Source organism: Candidatus Nitrosopumilus sp. bin_32a, assembly GCF_054095935.1.
Window position 1 is genome coordinate 1 of the sequence record NZ_JBSWSN010000005.1, and the last position, 16,990, is coordinate 16,990.

Annotated in this window: 25 protein-coding genes and 1 tRNA gene; 8 read left to right on the forward strand and 18 right to left on the reverse strand. The window is 33.2% G+C overall.

What is annotated here, in order from left to right:
- Together ACW9XH_RS04685 and ACW9XH_RS04690 are read left to right on the forward strand one after the other, a co-directional pair.
- Window positions 1-193 (forward strand): hypothetical protein (locus tag ACW9XH_RS04685; RefSeq protein WP_457759491.1); only part of this gene is annotated, 193 nt, incomplete at its 5' end.
- Between the two features lie 321 nt (window positions 194-514).
- Entirely contained in the window at window positions 515-679 is a 165-nt protein-coding gene (locus ACW9XH_RS04690) for a hypothetical protein (protein ID WP_457759492.1), read from the forward strand.
- Window positions 680-770: 91 nt separating this feature from the next.
- Here the strand turns inward: ACW9XH_RS04690 and ACW9XH_RS04695 are convergent, their stop codons facing one another.
- Window positions 771-1,088, reverse strand: a complete 318-nt coding sequence (locus ACW9XH_RS04695) for a DNA-binding protein (RefSeq protein ID WP_457759493.1) — start codon at window positions 1,086-1,088, stop codon at window positions 771-773.
- A gap of 120 nt (window positions 1,089-1,208) precedes the next feature.
- Here ACW9XH_RS04695 and ACW9XH_RS04700 point away from each other — a divergent pair.
- The 3 genes from ACW9XH_RS04700 (at window position 1,209) to ACW9XH_RS04710 (ending at window position 2,910) form a co-directional block, all read left to right on the forward strand.
- Window positions 1,209-1,309: transfer RNA gene (locus ACW9XH_RS04700), tRNA-Leu, on the forward strand.
- Window positions 1,310-1,662: 353 nt separating this feature from the next.
- Window positions 1,663-2,283: a hypothetical protein gene (locus ACW9XH_RS04705; protein WP_457759494.1), complete on the forward strand. Its 621-nt coding sequence runs from the start codon at window positions 1,663-1,665 to the stop codon at window positions 2,281-2,283.
- The gene (locus ACW9XH_RS04710; protein ID WP_457759495.1) at window positions 2,284-2,910 is read left to right on the forward strand and encodes an HD domain-containing protein; all 627 of its coding nucleotides are present in this window, start codon (window positions 2,284-2,286) and stop codon (window positions 2,908-2,910) included. It begins immediately after the preceding gene.
- On the opposite strand, the gene ACW9XH_RS04715 is transcribed toward ACW9XH_RS04710, so the two are convergent.
- The 4 genes from ACW9XH_RS04715 to ACW9XH_RS04730 are packed head-to-tail and all read right to left on the reverse strand — an operon-like array spanning window position 2,901 to window position 6,135.
- Window positions 2,901-3,212 carry a hypothetical protein gene (locus ACW9XH_RS04715; protein WP_457759496.1) on the reverse strand — a complete coding sequence of 104 codons (312 nt, stop codon included), beginning with the start codon at window positions 3,210-3,212 and terminating at the stop codon, window positions 2,901-2,903. The two genes, ACW9XH_RS04710 and ACW9XH_RS04715, sit on opposite strands and share 10 nt — an antisense overlap.
- The gene (hemB, locus tag ACW9XH_RS04720) at window positions 3,209-4,189 is read right to left on the reverse strand and encodes a porphobilinogen synthase (RefSeq protein WP_457759497.1); all 981 of its coding nucleotides are present in this window, start codon (window positions 4,187-4,189) and stop codon (window positions 3,209-3,211) included. The genes ACW9XH_RS04715 and hemB overlap by 4 nt, the downstream gene beginning before the upstream one ends.
- A gap of 30 nt (window positions 4,190-4,219) precedes the next feature.
- On the reverse strand, window positions 4,220-5,485 hold the full coding sequence (hemA, locus tag ACW9XH_RS04725) for a glutamyl-tRNA reductase (protein ID WP_457759498.1): 1,266 nt from the start codon (window positions 5,483-5,485) through the stop codon (window positions 4,220-4,222).
- The gene (locus ACW9XH_RS04730) at window positions 5,482-6,135 is read right to left on the reverse strand and encodes a precorrin-2 dehydrogenase/sirohydrochlorin ferrochelatase family protein (RefSeq protein WP_457759499.1); all 654 of its coding nucleotides are present in this window, start codon (window positions 6,133-6,135) and stop codon (window positions 5,482-5,484) included. Before ACW9XH_RS04730 ends, hemA begins: the two co-directional genes overlap by 4 nt.
- Window positions 6,136-6,238: 103 nt before the next feature.
- Between ACW9XH_RS04730 and ahbA the strand changes: the two genes are divergently transcribed.
- On the forward strand, window positions 6,239-7,255 hold the full coding sequence (ahbA, locus tag ACW9XH_RS04735) for a siroheme decarboxylase subunit alpha (RefSeq protein WP_457760010.1): 1,017 nt from the start codon (window positions 6,239-6,241) through the stop codon (window positions 7,253-7,255).
- Here ahbA and ACW9XH_RS04740 read toward each other — a convergent pair.
- The 11 genes from ACW9XH_RS04740 to ACW9XH_RS04790 all read right to left on the reverse strand — a co-directional run bounded on the left by ACW9XH_RS04740 (window position 7,252) and on the right by ACW9XH_RS04790 (window position 13,828).
- Window positions 7,252-7,590 carry a hypothetical protein gene (locus ACW9XH_RS04740; protein ID WP_457759500.1) on the reverse strand — a complete coding sequence of 113 codons (339 nt, stop codon included), beginning with the start codon at window positions 7,588-7,590 and terminating at the stop codon, window positions 7,252-7,254. The genes ahbA and ACW9XH_RS04740 overlap by 4 nt on opposite strands.
- 7 nt (window positions 7,591-7,597) lie before the next feature.
- A complete protein-coding gene (locus tag ACW9XH_RS04745) occupies window positions 7,598-8,596 on the reverse strand; it encodes an aldo/keto reductase (protein WP_457759501.1) in 999 nt (332 codons plus the stop codon).
- 85 nt (window positions 8,597-8,681) lie between these two features.
- The gene (locus tag ACW9XH_RS04750) at window positions 8,682-9,356 is read right to left on the reverse strand and encodes a chlorite dismutase family protein (RefSeq protein WP_457759502.1); all 675 of its coding nucleotides are present in this window, start codon (window positions 9,354-9,356) and stop codon (window positions 8,682-8,684) included.
- Window positions 9,357-9,401: 45 nt separating this feature from the next.
- The gene (locus ACW9XH_RS04755; RefSeq protein WP_457759503.1) at window positions 9,402-9,614 is read right to left on the reverse strand and encodes a DUF167 domain-containing protein; all 213 of its coding nucleotides are present in this window, start codon (window positions 9,612-9,614) and stop codon (window positions 9,402-9,404) included.
- A gap of 33 nt (window positions 9,615-9,647) precedes the next feature.
- Complete coding sequence (sufC, locus tag ACW9XH_RS04760; protein ID WP_457759504.1) at window positions 9,648-10,418, reverse strand: Fe-S cluster assembly ATPase SufC; 771 nt, start codon at window positions 10,416-10,418, stop codon at window positions 9,648-9,650.
- A gap of 94 nt (window positions 10,419-10,512) precedes the next feature.
- Entirely contained in the window at window positions 10,513-11,466 is a 954-nt protein-coding gene (locus tag ACW9XH_RS04765) for a transcription initiation factor IIB (protein WP_457759505.1), read from the reverse strand.
- Window positions 11,466-11,732: an H/ACA ribonucleoprotein complex subunit GAR1 gene (locus ACW9XH_RS04770; protein WP_457759506.1), complete on the reverse strand. Its 267-nt coding sequence runs from the start codon at window positions 11,730-11,732 to the stop codon at window positions 11,466-11,468. Before ACW9XH_RS04770 ends, ACW9XH_RS04765 begins: the two co-directional genes overlap by 1 nt.
- Window positions 11,733-11,806: 74 nt before the next feature.
- Window positions 11,807-12,106 carry a signal recognition particle subunit SRP19/SEC65 family protein gene (locus ACW9XH_RS04775; protein WP_457759507.1) on the reverse strand — a complete coding sequence of 100 codons (300 nt, stop codon included), beginning with the start codon at window positions 12,104-12,106 and terminating at the stop codon, window positions 11,807-11,809.
- Between the two features lies 1 nt (window position 12,107).
- A complete protein-coding gene (locus ACW9XH_RS04780) occupies window positions 12,108-12,491 on the reverse strand; it encodes a 30S ribosomal protein S8e (RefSeq protein WP_457759508.1) in 384 nt (127 codons plus the stop codon).
- Between the two features lie 67 nt (window positions 12,492-12,558).
- On the reverse strand, window positions 12,559-13,134 hold the full coding sequence (scpB, locus tag ACW9XH_RS04785; protein WP_457759509.1) for an SMC-Scp complex subunit ScpB: 576 nt from the start codon (window positions 13,132-13,134) through the stop codon (window positions 12,559-12,561).
- A 16-nt stretch (window positions 13,135-13,150) separates the two neighbouring features.
- Window positions 13,151-13,828 carry a chromosome segregation protein ScpA gene (locus tag ACW9XH_RS04790; protein ID WP_457759510.1) on the reverse strand — a complete coding sequence of 226 codons (678 nt, stop codon included), beginning with the start codon at window positions 13,826-13,828 and terminating at the stop codon, window positions 13,151-13,153.
- A gap of 94 nt (window positions 13,829-13,922) precedes the next feature.
- Between ACW9XH_RS04790 and ACW9XH_RS04795 the strand changes: the two genes are divergently transcribed.
- Window positions 13,923-14,975 carry an alcohol dehydrogenase gene (locus ACW9XH_RS04795; RefSeq protein WP_457759511.1) on the forward strand — a complete coding sequence of 351 codons (1,053 nt, stop codon included), beginning with the start codon at window positions 13,923-13,925 and terminating at the stop codon, window positions 14,973-14,975.
- Between the two features lie 50 nt (window positions 14,976-15,025).
- Window positions 15,026-15,775 carry a response regulator gene (locus tag ACW9XH_RS04800; protein ID WP_457759512.1) on the forward strand — a complete coding sequence of 250 codons (750 nt, stop codon included), beginning with the start codon at window positions 15,026-15,028 and terminating at the stop codon, window positions 15,773-15,775.
- Here the strand turns inward: ACW9XH_RS04800 and ACW9XH_RS04805 are convergent.
- Together ACW9XH_RS04805 and ACW9XH_RS04810 are read right to left on the reverse strand one after the other, a co-directional pair.
- Window positions 15,767-16,267 carry an Lrp/AsnC family transcriptional regulator gene (locus ACW9XH_RS04805; RefSeq protein ID WP_457759513.1) on the reverse strand — a complete coding sequence of 167 codons (501 nt, stop codon included), beginning with the start codon at window positions 16,265-16,267 and terminating at the stop codon, window positions 15,767-15,769. The two genes, ACW9XH_RS04800 and ACW9XH_RS04805, sit on opposite strands and share 9 nt — an antisense overlap.
- Before the next feature lie 69 nt (window positions 16,268-16,336).
- Window positions 16,337-16,900 (reverse strand): YkgJ family cysteine cluster protein, encoded by a 564-nt coding sequence (locus tag ACW9XH_RS04810; RefSeq protein ID WP_457759514.1) that lies wholly within the window; start codon window positions 16,898-16,900, stop codon window positions 16,337-16,339.
- Between the last annotated feature and the right edge of the window lie 90 nt (window positions 16,901-16,990).

Consider the following 16,990-nt stretch of genomic DNA (forward strand, 5'->3'; position numbering starts at 1 on the left):
CGTGGGCTCGGAGATGTGTATAAGAGACAGGACTGCATCTAAGAAGAGTCCGGCAAAGAAAAAGACTGCATCTAAGAAGAGTCCGGCAAAGAAAAAGACTGCATCTAAGAAGAGTCCGGCAAAGAAAAAGACTGCATCTAAGAAGAGTCCGGCAAAGAAAAAGACTGCATCTAAAAAGAAACCTAATCGTTAGAATGTTTTTTGAATTATTTTTTACATTTTAAAATTATGTCATTTTGTAATTTTTAAAATAAATTATCTTAAATTAAAAATTACAATTTTGTGGTCGCTTACACTTTTTTTCATAATTCATTTGCAGATACGTGTCTTTTGACATCGTTAACGTGTTTATTCATAATGTGTGAAAATGGAATTTTATGTGGTGAGGTAATACGTTCGTTTATACTGTTGGATGAGATTAAAAAACAAATTGACTAGTTTTCATAATGTGAATGTAAAGGATTTTGGAAAAATTAAAAGAGGTTTAAAAAAATCATTCAAAACTATTCCTTGTTTGAGTGATAATAGATCTGTGATTGAAACTTTTGATATTGTTTTTGGGGATCTCAAATTTCCACTCACCTATTATAAAACAAAAACACTTCAAATCCAAGAAAATTCATCTACTAATTCAAAAAAAGTTGTCGAAGTAATTCAGAGCATTCTGAACCCTACTTAGAATTTATTTTTTATGATCTCTTAATTTACAATTAACTATAGTTTCAACTAATGTGTATGGAAAATAAAATTAATTTTGTAACGTAACTAATCTATTGAGGATTAATATCCATTTTACCAAATTTACCTTTGGTTAAGGATACTTCACCTTTGAACTCATTGGTATATCCATTTGTAATGACAACTTTATCTCCAACATTTACTGCTTTGATATCGTCACCCCACAATGTGAGCTTCATTTGGTTTTCTTCAGATTTATCTTCGTTAGCTATTACTGCATCGCAAACATCCACTGTTCCTCCTGTTTTGAGATTCACAGTTCTTGGTTCGCCTTTGCTTACGACTTCAGCGTCAATATTTACCCCGCTTCGCATTTTCTTTGCGTCGGAAATTGGTATGTATTCTGACATTATTTTTGAGTCCATGGCGCACGATTATAAGCTTTGTTAAAAAATGGGTCTGATCATGGATCAAATTTTTAATTTGTCAAAATAGTAATTGAGAAATATCGGTCATTGCACAATCTCAATGCAGAGGTATCGAAGCCCGGTCAACCGAGAGGGACTCAAGATCTTCAAAATAGGAAATCCCTTCTCTCAGGAGTTCGTGGGTTCAAATCCCACCCTCTGCACTAAATTTTAATTAAAATTAACTATATTTTGTAAAATTTTTGAAATTATGCAACAATTGTCTTTACTTTAGTGATTGAATGTGTAGAAATTTTCTTGTGCATTTCCGCCACTTGATCGTCCTTGAAAGATAAATTGCACCTAAAACACTTCCAAATCATCTCGGACATGCAACTATAAAGTCATAAATTACTTATAAAGATATTGCATCATTGATCCAATTTCTTACAATACATGATCATTGTCTTAAAAAAGATGTAATTTTTATAATTTTCTAGATCATAATGAAATTTTTTTATGACTGAATGTAAATCCAAGGGTTTAGAAACAAAAAACACTCTACAATTTTTGAAAGATGATTGATATTTTTGAAATTTTTGGAAAATTTTCATATTTTGGAATTTTTCTTGCACTAATTGGAGTAAATGCATCTCCAATACTGATGCCTCCTAGCTGGATTATTTTGACATCCTTTTATCTTCTTGATCCCACATTGAATGTAGTAATTCTTGCTATGGTGGGGGCTACGGGAGCTACAATTGGTAGATTTATTCTTAAACGGATTAGTGTGGTTTTTAGAAGATTTGTTGCAGAAGAACAAAAAACTAATCTTGATGTGATTGGAAATTATCTGAATCAAAAAAAATATGGTTATGTTGTAGCATCTTTTCTGTTTGGTGCAACTCCACTTCCAAGTAACATGCTGTTTATCGCTTATGGATTAATGCGTGCAAAAAGTATGGGAATTTACATTGGATTTTGGTTTGGTAGGACTATTTCATATATAATTATGATTTATTCTGGTAATGCTGTTTTAGCACCTTTCTTAGATGTCTTTGAGGATCGCTTGATTGGAATTTTATTAATTGATGGTGCCGGTATTGGATTGATTGTTATTTTTGCATCCGTCAATTGGACTCTTTTAATAACTCAGCAAAAAATAAAATTTGTTAAACCAAAAATATGGAGGTTCTAAATGGATATTCTTGATTCAATCAAAAATGAAGTTAAAGCAATAATGGATAATGATACTGCGCATGATTTTGAGCATATTCTGAGAGTGTACAAAAATGCTGAAAAAATATGCGAAAAAGAAAAGATGGATAAAAAATTAATTCTTAGTGCTGTGTTATTACATGACATAGTGTCTTATCCAAAATCTGACAAACGTTCTAAACTATCTTCTATTCAAAGTGCAAAAAAGTCAGAACAAATTTTAAAAAAATATGATTTCTCAAAAGATGAAATCACAATAATTTCTGATGCAATACGTGATCATAGTTTTTCACAAAATAAAACTCCTAGGACTCTTGAAGGAAAAATCCTTCAGGATGCTGATAGATTGGATGCATTAGGTGCAATTGGTATTGCGAGAGTTTTTGCTACAGGTGGCTCCCTCAAGCGACCATTTTACAACAATGTTGATCCTTTCTGTAAAATAAGAACACCTGATGATAAAACCTGGACTCTTGATCATTTCTTTCAAAAGTTACTCAAATTGGAATCTTTGATGAATACAAAATCTGGTGAGGTTGAAGCAAAAAAGAGAACAAAGGTGCTGCAGGAATTTTTAAATCAACTAAAACAGGAAGTTCAGCCATAATCTACATATCTGTCGTACCGAGTTTCAATTTCTTTGTTTTCGCCTGATCTTATTTTATTATATTCTTCATTTTTTCTAAATTCGATATACTTGCAAATTTCCACAAATTCTTTGTCTTTCGGATAAGAGTTAAAGACAGGTTCAACTAGGCGCAAATATTCTATTGTCTTTTCTCTAAATTCTTCTCTAGTTGGTTTTTTGATACCTTTCATTCTAAACCATACTGCACTCCAACTTGCACCTATGACGTGTGGCAATAAGTCAAATGCTCTCTGAATTTCAAAACGTTCGTCGTTTCTCATGATTCCTGTAGAAATCTCGAAGCTGATTTTGCAAAATATGTTACTATCATGTCTGCTCCTGCCCTTTTAATTGAATAGAGAATTTCCAGAGTAATGTCTTTTTCATTTACATATCCTAACTGTGATGCAGCTTTTACCAACGCATATTCCCCAGATACACTGTATGCTGAAACTGGAACATTGTATTTTCTTCTAGTCTCTGAAATTAAATCTAAATATGATAATGCTGGTTTAATCATGACGATATCTACTCCTTCCTCAATGTCTGTTTCTACTTCCATCATTGCTTCTCTTGCATTTGTATATGGGACTTGGTATGTTTTTCTATCTCCAAACTTTGGAGCACATTCTGCAGCATCTCTAAATGGTGAGTAAAAGTTTGAACGATGTTTAGCCGAGTGTGACATTATTGATACATCAGTAAATCCTTCACCATCTAGTGCTTTTCGTATTGCTGCAACTTGACCATCCATCATTGCAGATGGTGAAACCGTATCTACTCCTGCTTTTGCTTGACTGATTGCAATTTTTGCAAGTGTTTCTAAACTAATATCGTTATCAATTTTATTTCCTTGAATTATTCCACAATGACCTGTGGATGTAAATTGGCATAAACAAACATCTGCCATGATTACTATTTTATCTCCAAATTTCTCTCTAATTTGAGAAATTGCCTTTTGGACAATTCCATTATCGTCAAATGCTGAACTTCCAGCTTCATCTTTTTGAGATGGAATTCCAAATAACATGATTGCAGGAATTCCTAAATCTATTATTGATGCCACCTCATCATTGACATCCTTCAATGGAAGTCTTTCAATTTCTGACATTGATTCCACCTTGACTCTTTCTTTCAAATCCTCCTGAACAAATACTGGGCAAATGAAATCTTTTGGAGATAGGGTTGTTTCTTGAACTAATTCTCTCATTTTCTCAGATGTTCTTAATCTACGTAGACGCCTAGTTGGATATGGCATGATGAAATTCTCTTTAGGTAAAATATAATCCTAGTCTACTTGTTTCTGTTTTTTATAGTCAAATAGTTTACTTGCTAATTCTACAACGTCTGGATCCCCCTGTTCTGACGCTTTTCTGATATTATTCATTGGTGTTGACACAATACTTTCTACAACGGCTTTCGTCAATTCTTCAATAATCTTGATCTTTTTTTCATCTTTTTCATTAAGCATTTGAAGTGCCTTTTGCAATTCTTTTTCTCGAAGATTTTCTATATTCTTAAAAACATCTTTTACAAGTGGTTCTGCATCTAATCTTTTCATTGAGGCTTCTAATACCGATACTTCTTCATTAATTATATTTTCCACAGTTTTTACCTTGTTTAATCTTGCATTCATGTTCTTTTCAACCATTTCTGCTATTTGATCTAAATTCATTAGTTTTACCCCCCCAATTGTTGCAACTTTTTCATCTACTGTTCTTGGATTTGATAAATCTAAAATCATCATTCCATTGTTTTTATTTTTCATAGCTTCTGTTATTCTTTCATTTGTGACAAGAAAGTATGGTGCAGTTGTTGCTACAAAAATAACATCATAGTTGTCAAATCCTGAAAGAACATCTTCAAATTTTATTGGATTTCCTCCCATTGTTTCACAAAATGTTTCTGATCTTCCAATTGTCCTACTTGTAACATTAAACGCATAACCGCGTCTTTGTAATGATTTTGCAACTAAAGTTGATACTTCTCCTGTTCCAATTAGTAGTATTTTTTTTGTTTTCAATTCATCAATATTTTCTTCAGCAAGCTTTACTGCCATGGAACCTACTGAAATCCCTCCAACTCCAATCCCGCTTGAATTTCTTATTCTTGTTCCCATCCGAATAGCTTTATCAAACAATGTGTTGAGGTGTTGACCTGATGCCTTTACTTCTCTTGCAGATGTAATCGACTTTTTTATTTGTCCTAGAATTTGCTCTTCCCCTAAAACCATTGAATCTAATCCTGATGTCAGTTTCAATAAATGATGTAGTGCTTCATGATTTTCTACAAATTCGATATTTTCATCAAATACTTCTTCTTCAAGTCCTGTAATTTGTGTCCAAGTTTTTTTAATTTTATCTACATCCTGCGTCTTTGATTTTCCAAATAATTCAATTCTATTACATGTTTGAATAATCACACATTCATCCAATCCTGAATTCTTTTTGAATTGTTCATATGCATTATTCATGTCTTTGATTGTAAATTGTTCAAGAATGTGAATTGGAGAGTTACGAAAAGTTACACGTGCATTGATGATATTTTGATTCATTTCCAATTCCTCAATATTATACTGGCTCGCTTTTCAGCTTTTTTTACCTGACCGTCTTTTATTAACTGATCAATCTCATTATCACCCATGATACTACGTAGACATTCGCTTCTTTGTTCTTGAGTAGGAATGATTTCTTTTGCTAATTTTCTTGCTATTTTTTGAATTTTAATTTGAACAATGTCTTCTTTTGTGATTATTTTTCTAAGTGCTTTTTCTGATCTCTCTTTAATTTTTTTTGACATTGCAGGACTTTTTCCGCCTGTAAAAATTGCAACCTGTATCATGTCTTCAAAATTAATAATTGCTGGATTGGCAAAGTCACTATCCTCAGGATTATCTGAACTATATGTGATGATACCTTTCTTTTTTGCATCGTTGATAATTTTTTGATTCATCTTTCTGTCATCTGTAGTTGTAATGATCAAATTGGGTTTTAATTTTGAAATAAATTTTGTATCTACCACCCTCTGTTTGACTAATTTGATTTTTTTAGCTTTTACTAATTTACTAATTTCTGAATTTATTGAATCGGATATGACTGTAATGTCACATTCTTGCTTGAGTATTGAGTTGATTCTTTTTTGAGCTTCATTGCCTCCTCCCACAACGATGATCTTTTTATTTTGCAGATTAAGATCAATTATCATCGATCAAATGGACTCCAGTTTCTATTTATGTATTAAAATTCAGAGCGTGAATTACCAGCTACATTTTTAATTGAATGGCCGAATTATTGACTTATTGACTTCTATGGATGAATCTGACAAAGAACTTCTAAATGAAATTCAGTGGACTTTTCCTCTGGTGACCAGACCTTTTGATGCAATTGCTAAAAAATTCAATACTACTCCTGAAGATATCAAGACACGCCTAAAGCAATTAAAAGAAATCGGTGTTTTAAGACAACTAAGTGCAATTTTTGATACTAGGAAACTAGGCTATACAAGTTCTCTGGTTGCTATGGAAATTGAATCTGACAAATTAGATTATGTTGCAAGTCAAATTAATCGCCATCCTGGCGTAAGTCATAATTATGAAAGAGATCATGAATTTAATCTCTGGTTTACTTTAGCTGTTCCTCCTGGCGCTGATTTGAAATCTGAACTTGAAAAATTCAATGTTCTAAAAGGAATTAAAAGAGTTAGAATGCTTCCAACCTTACAATTATTCAAAATTGGTGTTAAACTTGACATGGTAGATGACAAGAAACATGATATTGCACCTTCCGAGGAAAAAAAGGAAATTAAAAATATTGAATTTATTCCAACTGAAGAAGATAAAGACTTTATCCGTGAATTGCAAAAAGATATGGATATTATTGACGAACCTTTTGTACTTGCAGCAAAAAATCTTGGAATATCTGAGGATGAATTATTTGAAAAAATGAAACATTATGAAGATGTAGGTGTCATGAGAAGATTTGCTGCAATCTTAAGGCATCGGCAAGTTGGATTTACTGCTAATGGTATGATTGTATGGAAAGTTCCTGAAGATAGAATTAAACAAGTTGGGGAAACGTTAGGCTCATTTCCACAGGTGAGTCATTGTTATGAGCGACCTACATATGCTGACTGGCCTTACAATGTTTTTTCTATGATTCATTGCAAAACTCATGACGAGGCATATGAAGTTGCAAAAATAATTCAAGATCAAATTAATGTAGATGAATATGATATTCTTTTCAGCTCCCGTGAATTCAAGAAAACACGTGTTGAATACTTTGTAGAAAATTCATTTAATTTAGAAGAAACACTTTCAGCATCTTAGAACTCATTTTTATCGTGTCCGACGACATGAATTGTACAAAAGTATTGATCATTCATGTTACAATAGTATGTGGAATTATCTCCACATTCTTTACATGGTGGTTTTTCATCTAATTCTGATAATTTGGTATGGTATACTTTGCTTCTAGGTGTAATGTTTGTGTTTTTGTAGATTCTTGTTATATTTGAATAATATTCCAATTCTTCAGGATTTAATGCCTGGTCATTTTTGATTTTTTTAATCATTAATTCCCATTTCTTATATTTGCCAATTTTGGCAAGCTTCATTCTTTCAATAATTTCAATGGTTTTTTCTGAATCTATTGGAACTTTCATTTACAAATTAATTTGCTTGAGGTGTTGCTTTTAATTCATAGGCAGGCCACGAATTGTACAACTCGTCCACTTCTTTCATATCTGAGTCTGAAATGTATTTTCCATCTGACATTTCAGCATAACTGACAACCTCTTCTTCACTGATCATTGTCGGAAGTACTGTTGCAAATCCTTTCTTTGTCATCATGAATTTCATTGCAAATTCTGTGATGTTTAGCCCGTTTCTGTCTGCAATTGGTTTGAATTGTTCGACTTTTTCTAATGATGCTTTGAGCCATTCTCTTTTTCTAACTGACCTGTGATCATTATCATCAAATTTTGTGTCTGCATTAACTTTTCCAGTTAAAATCCCAGATGCTTCTGGAACTCTGACTAGTATGCCTACCTCTTTTTCTTCAGCTTTTTTCATTAATTCATTCCCTGGTGTTTGTTCTAAAATATTGTAAACTGTTTGAACTGCACTAAGATTTGGCTTATCCATTGCTTCCAACCCCTCTTGTGTCCATCCAATTGCTGGGCCTAAAGCGATTTGATATGTCTTGATTGAACCATCCTTGATAAAACTGTCGAGTAAATTGAATATTGAGTCGTCTCTTACATCTTTGAGCTTTGGATTGTGTACTCCATACATGTCAAGATGATCTGTTTGTAATCTTTCTAAACTGTTTCTTAATGCCATTCTAGTATAATCTTCATCAAATTTTTGTGGAAGTTCTTTGTGTCCTATCTGTTCAACATTTCTAAAATCATAGCCATATTTTGTAGAAATAACGACCTCGTCTCTCATATCTTTGAAGACTTCGCCAATTAGTTTTTCACTTAATCCTTTACCGTACAAGTCTCCTGTTTCAAAGAAATTAATTCCTACATCGTATGCTTTTTTGAGCATTCTTTTTGCTTCGTCCTCTTCAATTTTTTTGCCCCACCAATCAAGTGCAATTGCCCATGCTCCAAAACCTACTTCTGATATTTTGATGTCTGTTTTACCTAGTTTATTGTACTTCAAAACTATTTCTTGAATTAAAATTTCATCATTTATGTTTATCCAAGATTTGCACTTGTGATTTTGATTTTTAAATTACCTGAAGGTTTTATCCTAAACTGGAAATCAATGGAACTAAGTCTTTTTTAACACATACAATCATCGGAATGTCGTTTTTTACATATGTGGAGACTTGAGTTTCTCGCAAATCCATGATTAGATCTTGGAAATCTCTGATATTATCTACTTCAAATGCTAACATGAAATCTTCATCATGTATTCCAAAGGAGTATGTGGTGTTGAGAACAACCTGTGGGTATTTTTTACTTACTTCAATATGTTCATCCATGATTTCCTGACGTTTTTCTTTAGGAAGCAAATACCATTCTCTTGTTTTTGTAAATGGGTAAACTATGACATGTTTTTTTGGGTCATTCCCTGTAAGAAATCCGTGTGCTTTTTGTTCTTGTACGTAAAGAGAAGGTCTTGTACATGACAAATATGTCATTGATGGAATTATGTATTTTCCAAAAACTGTTTTGTATAATTTTTCAATGACTACTTGGATTTCTTCAACTGTTTTGGCTGCAAACCAAAATAGAAAATCAGTGTCATCTCTTAATCCCAAATTTGAATATGTTCTATACATAATTCCTGAATTATTAATTACATTTTCAACTTCTTTAGCAGATTCTTCTTTAGCTAGGTCTGCCATCCATCTCCATTTAGGATCAACTTTGAAAAATGAGAAATTAAAATAATATTGATTACTTTCTTCTGACATGTCCATCTTAATTTTGAAACCCTATTTAAATAAAAACTAGATTCTCTATTGTAGAATCTCGATAATTTTTTCTGATGATTTATGACCTGACTTTATTTGTACAAATGCCGCAGATATTTTGAAATATTTTGCAACTCTTTTGATAATTTCTTTATTTGCTTCACCTTTGACGGGTTTTGATTTTACGCCAATCCTAATTTGATCATTTTCTATTTCTAGAAATTCTTTAGAAAACTCGACATGAACTTTGTAAATCAATAGTTTTTTGGAATGTTCTTTGGTTAAAATTGATTAGGCTGATTGTTCTAAAGCCCACTCGTAACCTTCTGCTTCAAGTTTGTCTGCAAGTGACGCATCACCTGTCTTCAATACTTGACCTCTGGCAAAGACATGAACAAAGTCTAGTTTGTCTAAGAATTTTAAAATTCTTGCATAGTGTGTAATTATGATGATTGTTGCATCTTTATCTGCAACTTTGCTGATTGCTTGTGCTACTGCTTGAACTGCATCAATATCTAATCCTGAATCCGGTTCATCTAAAATTGAAATTTTTGGTTTTAAGACTGCCATTTGTAATACTTCAGCACGCTTCTTTTCTCCTCCTGAGAATCCCTCATTGAGATATCTTGAAAGAAATTCTTCTTTTAATCCGACTTTTTCTAAATTTTCTTTAAGGTATTTTTGAAATTCTCTAACTGTGATGAACACTTCTCTATCGTCTCCTTGAAGTGCTTTACTGAGTGAATTGTATGCTGTCCTTAGAAAGTGAGAAAATCCTACACCTGAAACTTCAGTTGGATATTGAAATCCTAAGAATAACCCTTTCTTTGCTCTTTCATCTGCTGATAATTCTAGAATGCTTTCGCCATCTAACAAAATATCTCCTTTTGTAACTTCGTATTTTGGATGTGCCAGTAATGTGTAAGCAAGCGTGCTTTTTCCTGACCCGTTTGGTCCCATGATGGCATGTACTTCTCCAGGACCTGTTTTCAAATTGACTCCTTTGAGAATTTCTTTACCTTCTCTTGATACATGAAGATCTTTAATTTCTAAAACTGCCATATCTCGACTTGTTTTGATTCTCTATATAATACCGACGAAATTTAGCTAATCCTAATCGTAATGATCACTAATAAAATGAAGGGGGGGGGTGTAATTAGTTGGCCAGAGATGGTCTCAAAGTAATTTTGAGTTTATAGCATGTTAGAATTTCTTTACATCTATTTCTGATAGTAACTTCTGTAACTCCTGCAATACTTGAAACGTCTCTTTGTAGGACGTTTTGGCCAAGTAGAACCGATGCTACATACAGATATGCTGCGGCTATTCCATTAGGTGCCTTTCCGTCAGCAATACTACTGTCTTTAGTTTTTTCTGCAATCTCTAAGGCTAGTCTTTCAACTCTTACCTCAGTTTGTGTCATGTTAGCTATCTTTGAGATGTATTTGTCCATGGTTACAACTGGGGCATGTACTTGTCCCATTTCCATTACCATGGTTCTATAGTATCTAGCTGCAAGTTTTGTTTTTGCTTTAACGTCTTTTGCTGGGCAAATTTCTCGGCAAATTTCTTCTAATGATCTTACTACCTCACATTGTTTACATGCCATGTAAATTGTAGCTGCTGTAATACTCACTACTGATTTTCCTTTTACATCAACATGCCCGTCTAAGTTTCTGTATATCATAGAGGTAGTTTCCAAAACATTTCTTGAAAGATTTAGACCCTCACATGTTTCGCCTATTTTTGCTAACACATTTGCTAATCTTCTCTCTCTTGGTGAGGAAACTCGTACTCTTTGTTGCCACTTTCTGAGATTGTTCATTTGTCCTGCGACTTCGCGGTTGATTGTTTTTCCGCTAAAGTCTTTTGAACTGATTGAAATCTCAGTAGTTATTCCCAAATCATGCTGGGAATAGGTTGTTTGTCCCGTTGCCCTTGCTAGCTTCATCTTGTCTTCGAAGTTTGAGCTTATTGTTTCTGGACCAAAGTCTGCAATCTGATCATCGACGACAACGCCGCAACCAGAACAGATTATTTCACCATTCTGCATGTCATCTACTAATGTAGACCTACATTCAGGACAGTTTTGTTTTTCTAGTATGTTCATTATTTTTTTCTCCTAAATCTTTTTGGTGTGTTAGCAGGAGATTCTTGATCTGCGAAAACTTTTTTGCCAATGTATTTTTGTATACTGTTAGTTAATGGCGTTGCTGATGCAAAGGGCCTATTTATTGGACCTATCAGTTCATTTACTTTTGCAACTCTAGTTCCCGTTTTGTCACAGAGTATCTGTCCTTCAACTAATTCTGTTGACAGTTGAATGATTACCCTGCCACTACCGGCTAGGTGCATTATTTCGCCTACCTCCTGCAATTAGAAATACTAATCATTGTATTCTTATCATACACTTCTGTCAACATTACTTTAGCTAAGAGCTAGAATTGATTTTATTTTGATTGTTTGGCCCTTTTTATCACTAACTTTTCTGAAATTTTGTTAAGAATTTTTGTCTTGGAGGATCCTTTTGGTACTATTACGTAGCCTGACCTTACAAACGGCCTTTTTGGAAATCTTACTTTGTCATCAGACTCTGTAATTTCAAATCCTCCAGCTGTTGTTGCATCCATTAATTCTTTTAATGAAGGATCAAAGACGCATTTTTCTAATCCTACTCGTCTACCTTTAGATTTTTTTAAATTCTTGTTGAAATAATCCAACCAGATTACGACATGCTCGTAATCTTTCATTTTATTCCTTTAGTAAAATTGCATTAACGATTCCGATTTGTCCTGGTTTTGAAACAACTCTGCATTTTCCTTCTGCTGTTTCAAGAATTGCACCTTTTGTAATGATGCCACGTCTTTTGTAATCATTGTTTGTAGTGTTTTCTAATACTTTGATGATTTTTGTTTTCTTTACTTTGGCATCTCCACTTGCTAAATTAACAAAGTCTGTTGATTTCAAAGCTGTTTTTTGATTATTGCCTCTGATTCTTCTGGTTACTGTAACTTGAGCTCCATTGATTGGCTCATTTGGATATCTATCAATTTCATATTTTCTTCTAATTCTAAGTGGGATCCTTCTTCCACCCGTAATTTTACTAGTTGCTAGATTCTCTACGGATTTTCTCACGAATGATGTCTGAATTACTCTAATTTATACAAAACGCAAAAAATTAGCCGTGAGTTAAAAATTCTAGTTAGTTTACTTCTGATGCGACTGGTGGTGTCGGAGTTGTTTGTCTATTTGCAGTTTTTCTTACTTTGGAGAATAATCTTTGTTTTAGATCTTCCACGTCTCCTTGAATTCCAAAATATTTTTGAAATTTTTCAGTTGTTGTAAAAATTTTTAATCGCCCGACATTCTGATGGCTAATGTAATCTAGCTGTCGTAACTCTTTGAGATGCGCATATACTCCAGACCCTCTTGTTTCTACTAGTTGCTTTGATGAGATTGGTTGCATGTATGCAATATATGATAGTGTTTTGAGTGTTGCATTTGGCAAAACTGGTTTTGATGCATATCTTTTGACTGTAGAACTGTATTCTGGTTTTAATTGCATTACATAAGACCCATCTGGAAGTGTTACTATTTCTAATGCTATGAATGCTGATTTTGTCTTTTTCATAATGCTGTTGAGTAACTCTAGGGTTTTTGTTCTAGATTCTGTGCCTGAAGCTCGTATGATGTCTTCAACTTTGAGTGGTCTACCTGCAGAATAGAGTGCTGCTTCTATTCTTGCAGTTGCCTCGTCTAAATTTTCAATCTTTACCATTTTTGTCTCTCTTTGATTAGTTTGTCAACTCATCTTTTACAATGATAATTTTTATGTCGTCTTCTGCTTGTTCAAGATCTACTTTTTGATCTCGTGCCAAAAATAACGCTGCAAAGAAACATCTGATTGAATCAACTTGATCAAGGTCTGCAATAATGTCTTGCAATAATCCAAATCCTGCCGCTCTGATCTTTTTCATGATGAGGTCTTCATATTTGCCTATGATGCTTTCAAGTGAAATAAAAAATTCTTGAAAATCTGGTGCTACAATTGGCTCTATCTCTAATTGTCTATTTCGTCTTGATTGCGGATTTGCAATTGTGCCGATGAGATTTTGCAATAATCCTAATAAATCATCTAATGAAACCGGGTAAGTAGATTCATGTCTGTATGGAATATCTATTAATTCAATATCTACATCTGTTCTTTGGTGCATTGGTTTTTTCTCCATTGCTGCTTTTTGTAATGCAAAAATACTCTCTACTTTCATTCTGTAAATCAATGATGATGATAATGCGGCCATTCCTGCAACTTTGAGATCTTTGCTTCCTGTTTTTTCAAGAATTTTTAATAATAAATTTAAAATTTGAATTAGATCAATTTCCCAAACATCTTTTTTAGCAACTGATGATGGGCTAAATAGAATGTTTATCGGCTCTTGAGAGATGCTGTCTGGAGTTTGTGATTCACTCACACAGTTTCTCTTTATCTATTCAATAATATCTAAGGGCTCTATTTTTTTCTCACATCCAGTCAACTCTTATATTGTTAGTGTGGAAAACTGAACTATGAAATCTGCTAGGATCCTAGGTCCAAATGAGCCTCTTGCAGTATCTGAAAGCGAGACCCCAAAACCTCAAGGTGCCCAAGTTTTAGTCAAAGTAAATTCTGTTGGTGTATGTCACAGTGATTTACATTTGTGGGAAGGTGGATATGATCTAGGTGATGGCCAATTCATGAAAGTAACTGACAGGGGAGTAAAATATCCCGTAACCCCAGGCCATGAAATTGTAGGAACTGTCGAAGAAATTGGAGATACTGTTTCAGGAATTTCAAAAGGAGACCAAGTTTTGGTTTTTCCATGGATTGGATGCGGTGAATGTCCTGCTTGTAAAGTGGGAAATGAAAATTTATGCGATGCTCCAAGATCTATGGGTGTTTTTCAAGATGGCGGTTATTCTGATTATGCATTAATTCCTAATTCCAAATATTTGGCAAAACTTGACGGTGTGGATCCTGATGCTGCCACTTCACTTGCATGTTCTGGGCTTACTGCTTACACTGCTATCAAAAAAGCAAATCAAAATTCTCCAGAATTTCTTGTAATTGTTGGTGCCGGTGGTTTAGGATTAATGGGTGTGCAAATTGCATCAGCTATCACTGACGCTAAAATTATCTGTGTTGATTTAGATGATCAAAAATTAGAAACAGCGAAAGAAATGGGTGCTCATTTTACAGTAAATTCTAAAGATCCTGAGACTGTTCAAAAAATAATGTCTATTTGCAATGATAAGGGTGCAGACAGTGTTGTGGACTTCGTAAATGCTCCTCCAACTGCAAAATTGGATTTTGCAATTCTTAGAAAACGTGGTAATTTGGTTCTTGTTGGTTTGTTTGGCGGCTCAATTGAATTATCTCTAGTGACAATTCCTTTGAAATCTATTATTATTCAAGGTGCATACACTGGAAATTACCATGATATGGTGGAACTACTTGACCTTGCACGAAAAGGCACAATCAATCCTGTAATTTCAAAAAGATATTCTTTAGATGATGCAAATACCGCTCTTGAGGATCTTAAGGCTCGAAAAATTATTGGCCGTGCCGTGATAAATCCATAGTTCAATCTATATCTACAAAATTTTATAACCGAAAAAATTGAGTATTATTATTGGACACTAAAACAAGTTGTGAAATTGCATTAACTCATCTCAAAAATAAACAATTCATAACTGCTCACACTCTCTTTCTAGATCAAGCTGAACTATTAAAGAAATCTGACTTTTTAAAATCTGCATTATTGTATATGCTGGCAAATGAGTGTAAAACTAGACAAGGGAAAATTTCTGAACATGAAATTAAAGAAGCAAGTGATTTATTTTTAAAATATTCCAATGCAAAAAATTCTACAAATGTAAAGGGTGCATTACTATGTGCTTCAAAATGTCTTTTAAGTTTAGGTGAATTTGACAAAGCTAAAGATGCATACCAAAAAGCTAAATCTATGATTCAAACATCTATCCAAATTACTAGGCCTATTGTAATTATTGATGACAGTAAGGCAATTGCAATGAAACTACAAACATATGCAGAAAAATTAGGATATTCTGAAATCTACGTTTTTGAAAATGGTAAAGACGGTGTAAAGGGATGCAAAAAGATATTGTCTGAAAATAAAGAACCTGTGGTTTTACTTGATATGGGATTGCCTGATCTAGATGGTGATGTAGTTGCTGCTAAATTATTAAAAGAAAAAATTAGTTTACAAATAATAGTTATTACAGCAGATGAAAAAACAACTTCTCGTGTCAATAAGACGATCAGTACTGGAGTCTCAGCCTTTATTCAAAAACCCTTCACCCTTGATGAACTCAAAAAAGCTATAGATATTGCAGAATCTGAATATTCCTTATTACAATAACAATAATGACATGTTCAAAATATTAACATCTTTAATGTCGATTTCATTTATTCTATAATCGATTAATTCGTCTGAAAATTTTTCTACAATTTTCTGTGATGTGTTTATTTTATCTGAATTGATTTGTAATAATACTAACATATTCCATTCACCCTCCATGTTTGATACTAGAAGATAGTTGTCAAGCTTTGTGATGAAATCTTTAATTGAATCTTTAACAGCTTCAAGTGATTTGGAAGGTTTCAGTTTCATCAAAACTGCTTGATATTCATTAATTCCTGATACATCCGTTAAAACTGCCTTGTATCCTTTGATGATGCCACTTTTTTCTAAACGCTCTATTCTTTTTCTAATTGTTCTATCTGAAACATCGTGACCTGATTTTTTTAATTCAGATGCAATTTCTTTTGATGGGGTTCTAGCATTACTATTGAGAATTTCTATTATTTTTTGATCAACTTTGTCTAGATTTGACCAAGCATCTTCACTCATATCACTCAAAAGATGTAATGCCTTTTGAATTTTTGGTTGAATTTGTGCTAATTCTTGTATTGGAATTTCTTAATCTTCTAAAATCCAACCTGATTCAAATATCTCTTGATCTTCTGACTCTCCTATTTTTGTAGCGTATCTCCATACTACTTCTAAATCTGGAATCATCTTGCTTTTAATTTTTAAAAGTGCTTCAGTTTCAAAATTCAGATTCCTGTCTGCATTCCCATATTCTTTACAAAATTTACATTTTTGATCAAGGGTGATTGGATTTGATTCTATTAGCGGATATGCGGTACATGCAAGAGGCCTCTCATTGTATATTTTACATGGGAAACCTCCGTGTGGTGATTTATTTCCACTTTCTGTATCTAAAAATGGACAAGTGTTTCCATTCTTATCTGATCCCATTAATTGATATGCTAAAATTTTTGTTGGAAAAGTATTCACATTTTTAGAAAGCCCTATTCTTGGCAAAATTTTAATTTCTAATCCGTTTTTGATTGCAAGTGTTTCCGTTCTTTCTTTTTCTTCTGGAAGAACCAACACTCCAATTTTACCAAATTTTTTACTTGGATAATATTCTCTTTCAATACAGCATTGAGAACATTCGTCTATGCATCTAAATTCCATGTGTTTTTTTATTCTTCTTTGATAAAAATCTCTTATGCTTAATTTGTGCTAACTTCTCTCTAACAATAACCCTACCAGTTATATGCTCAT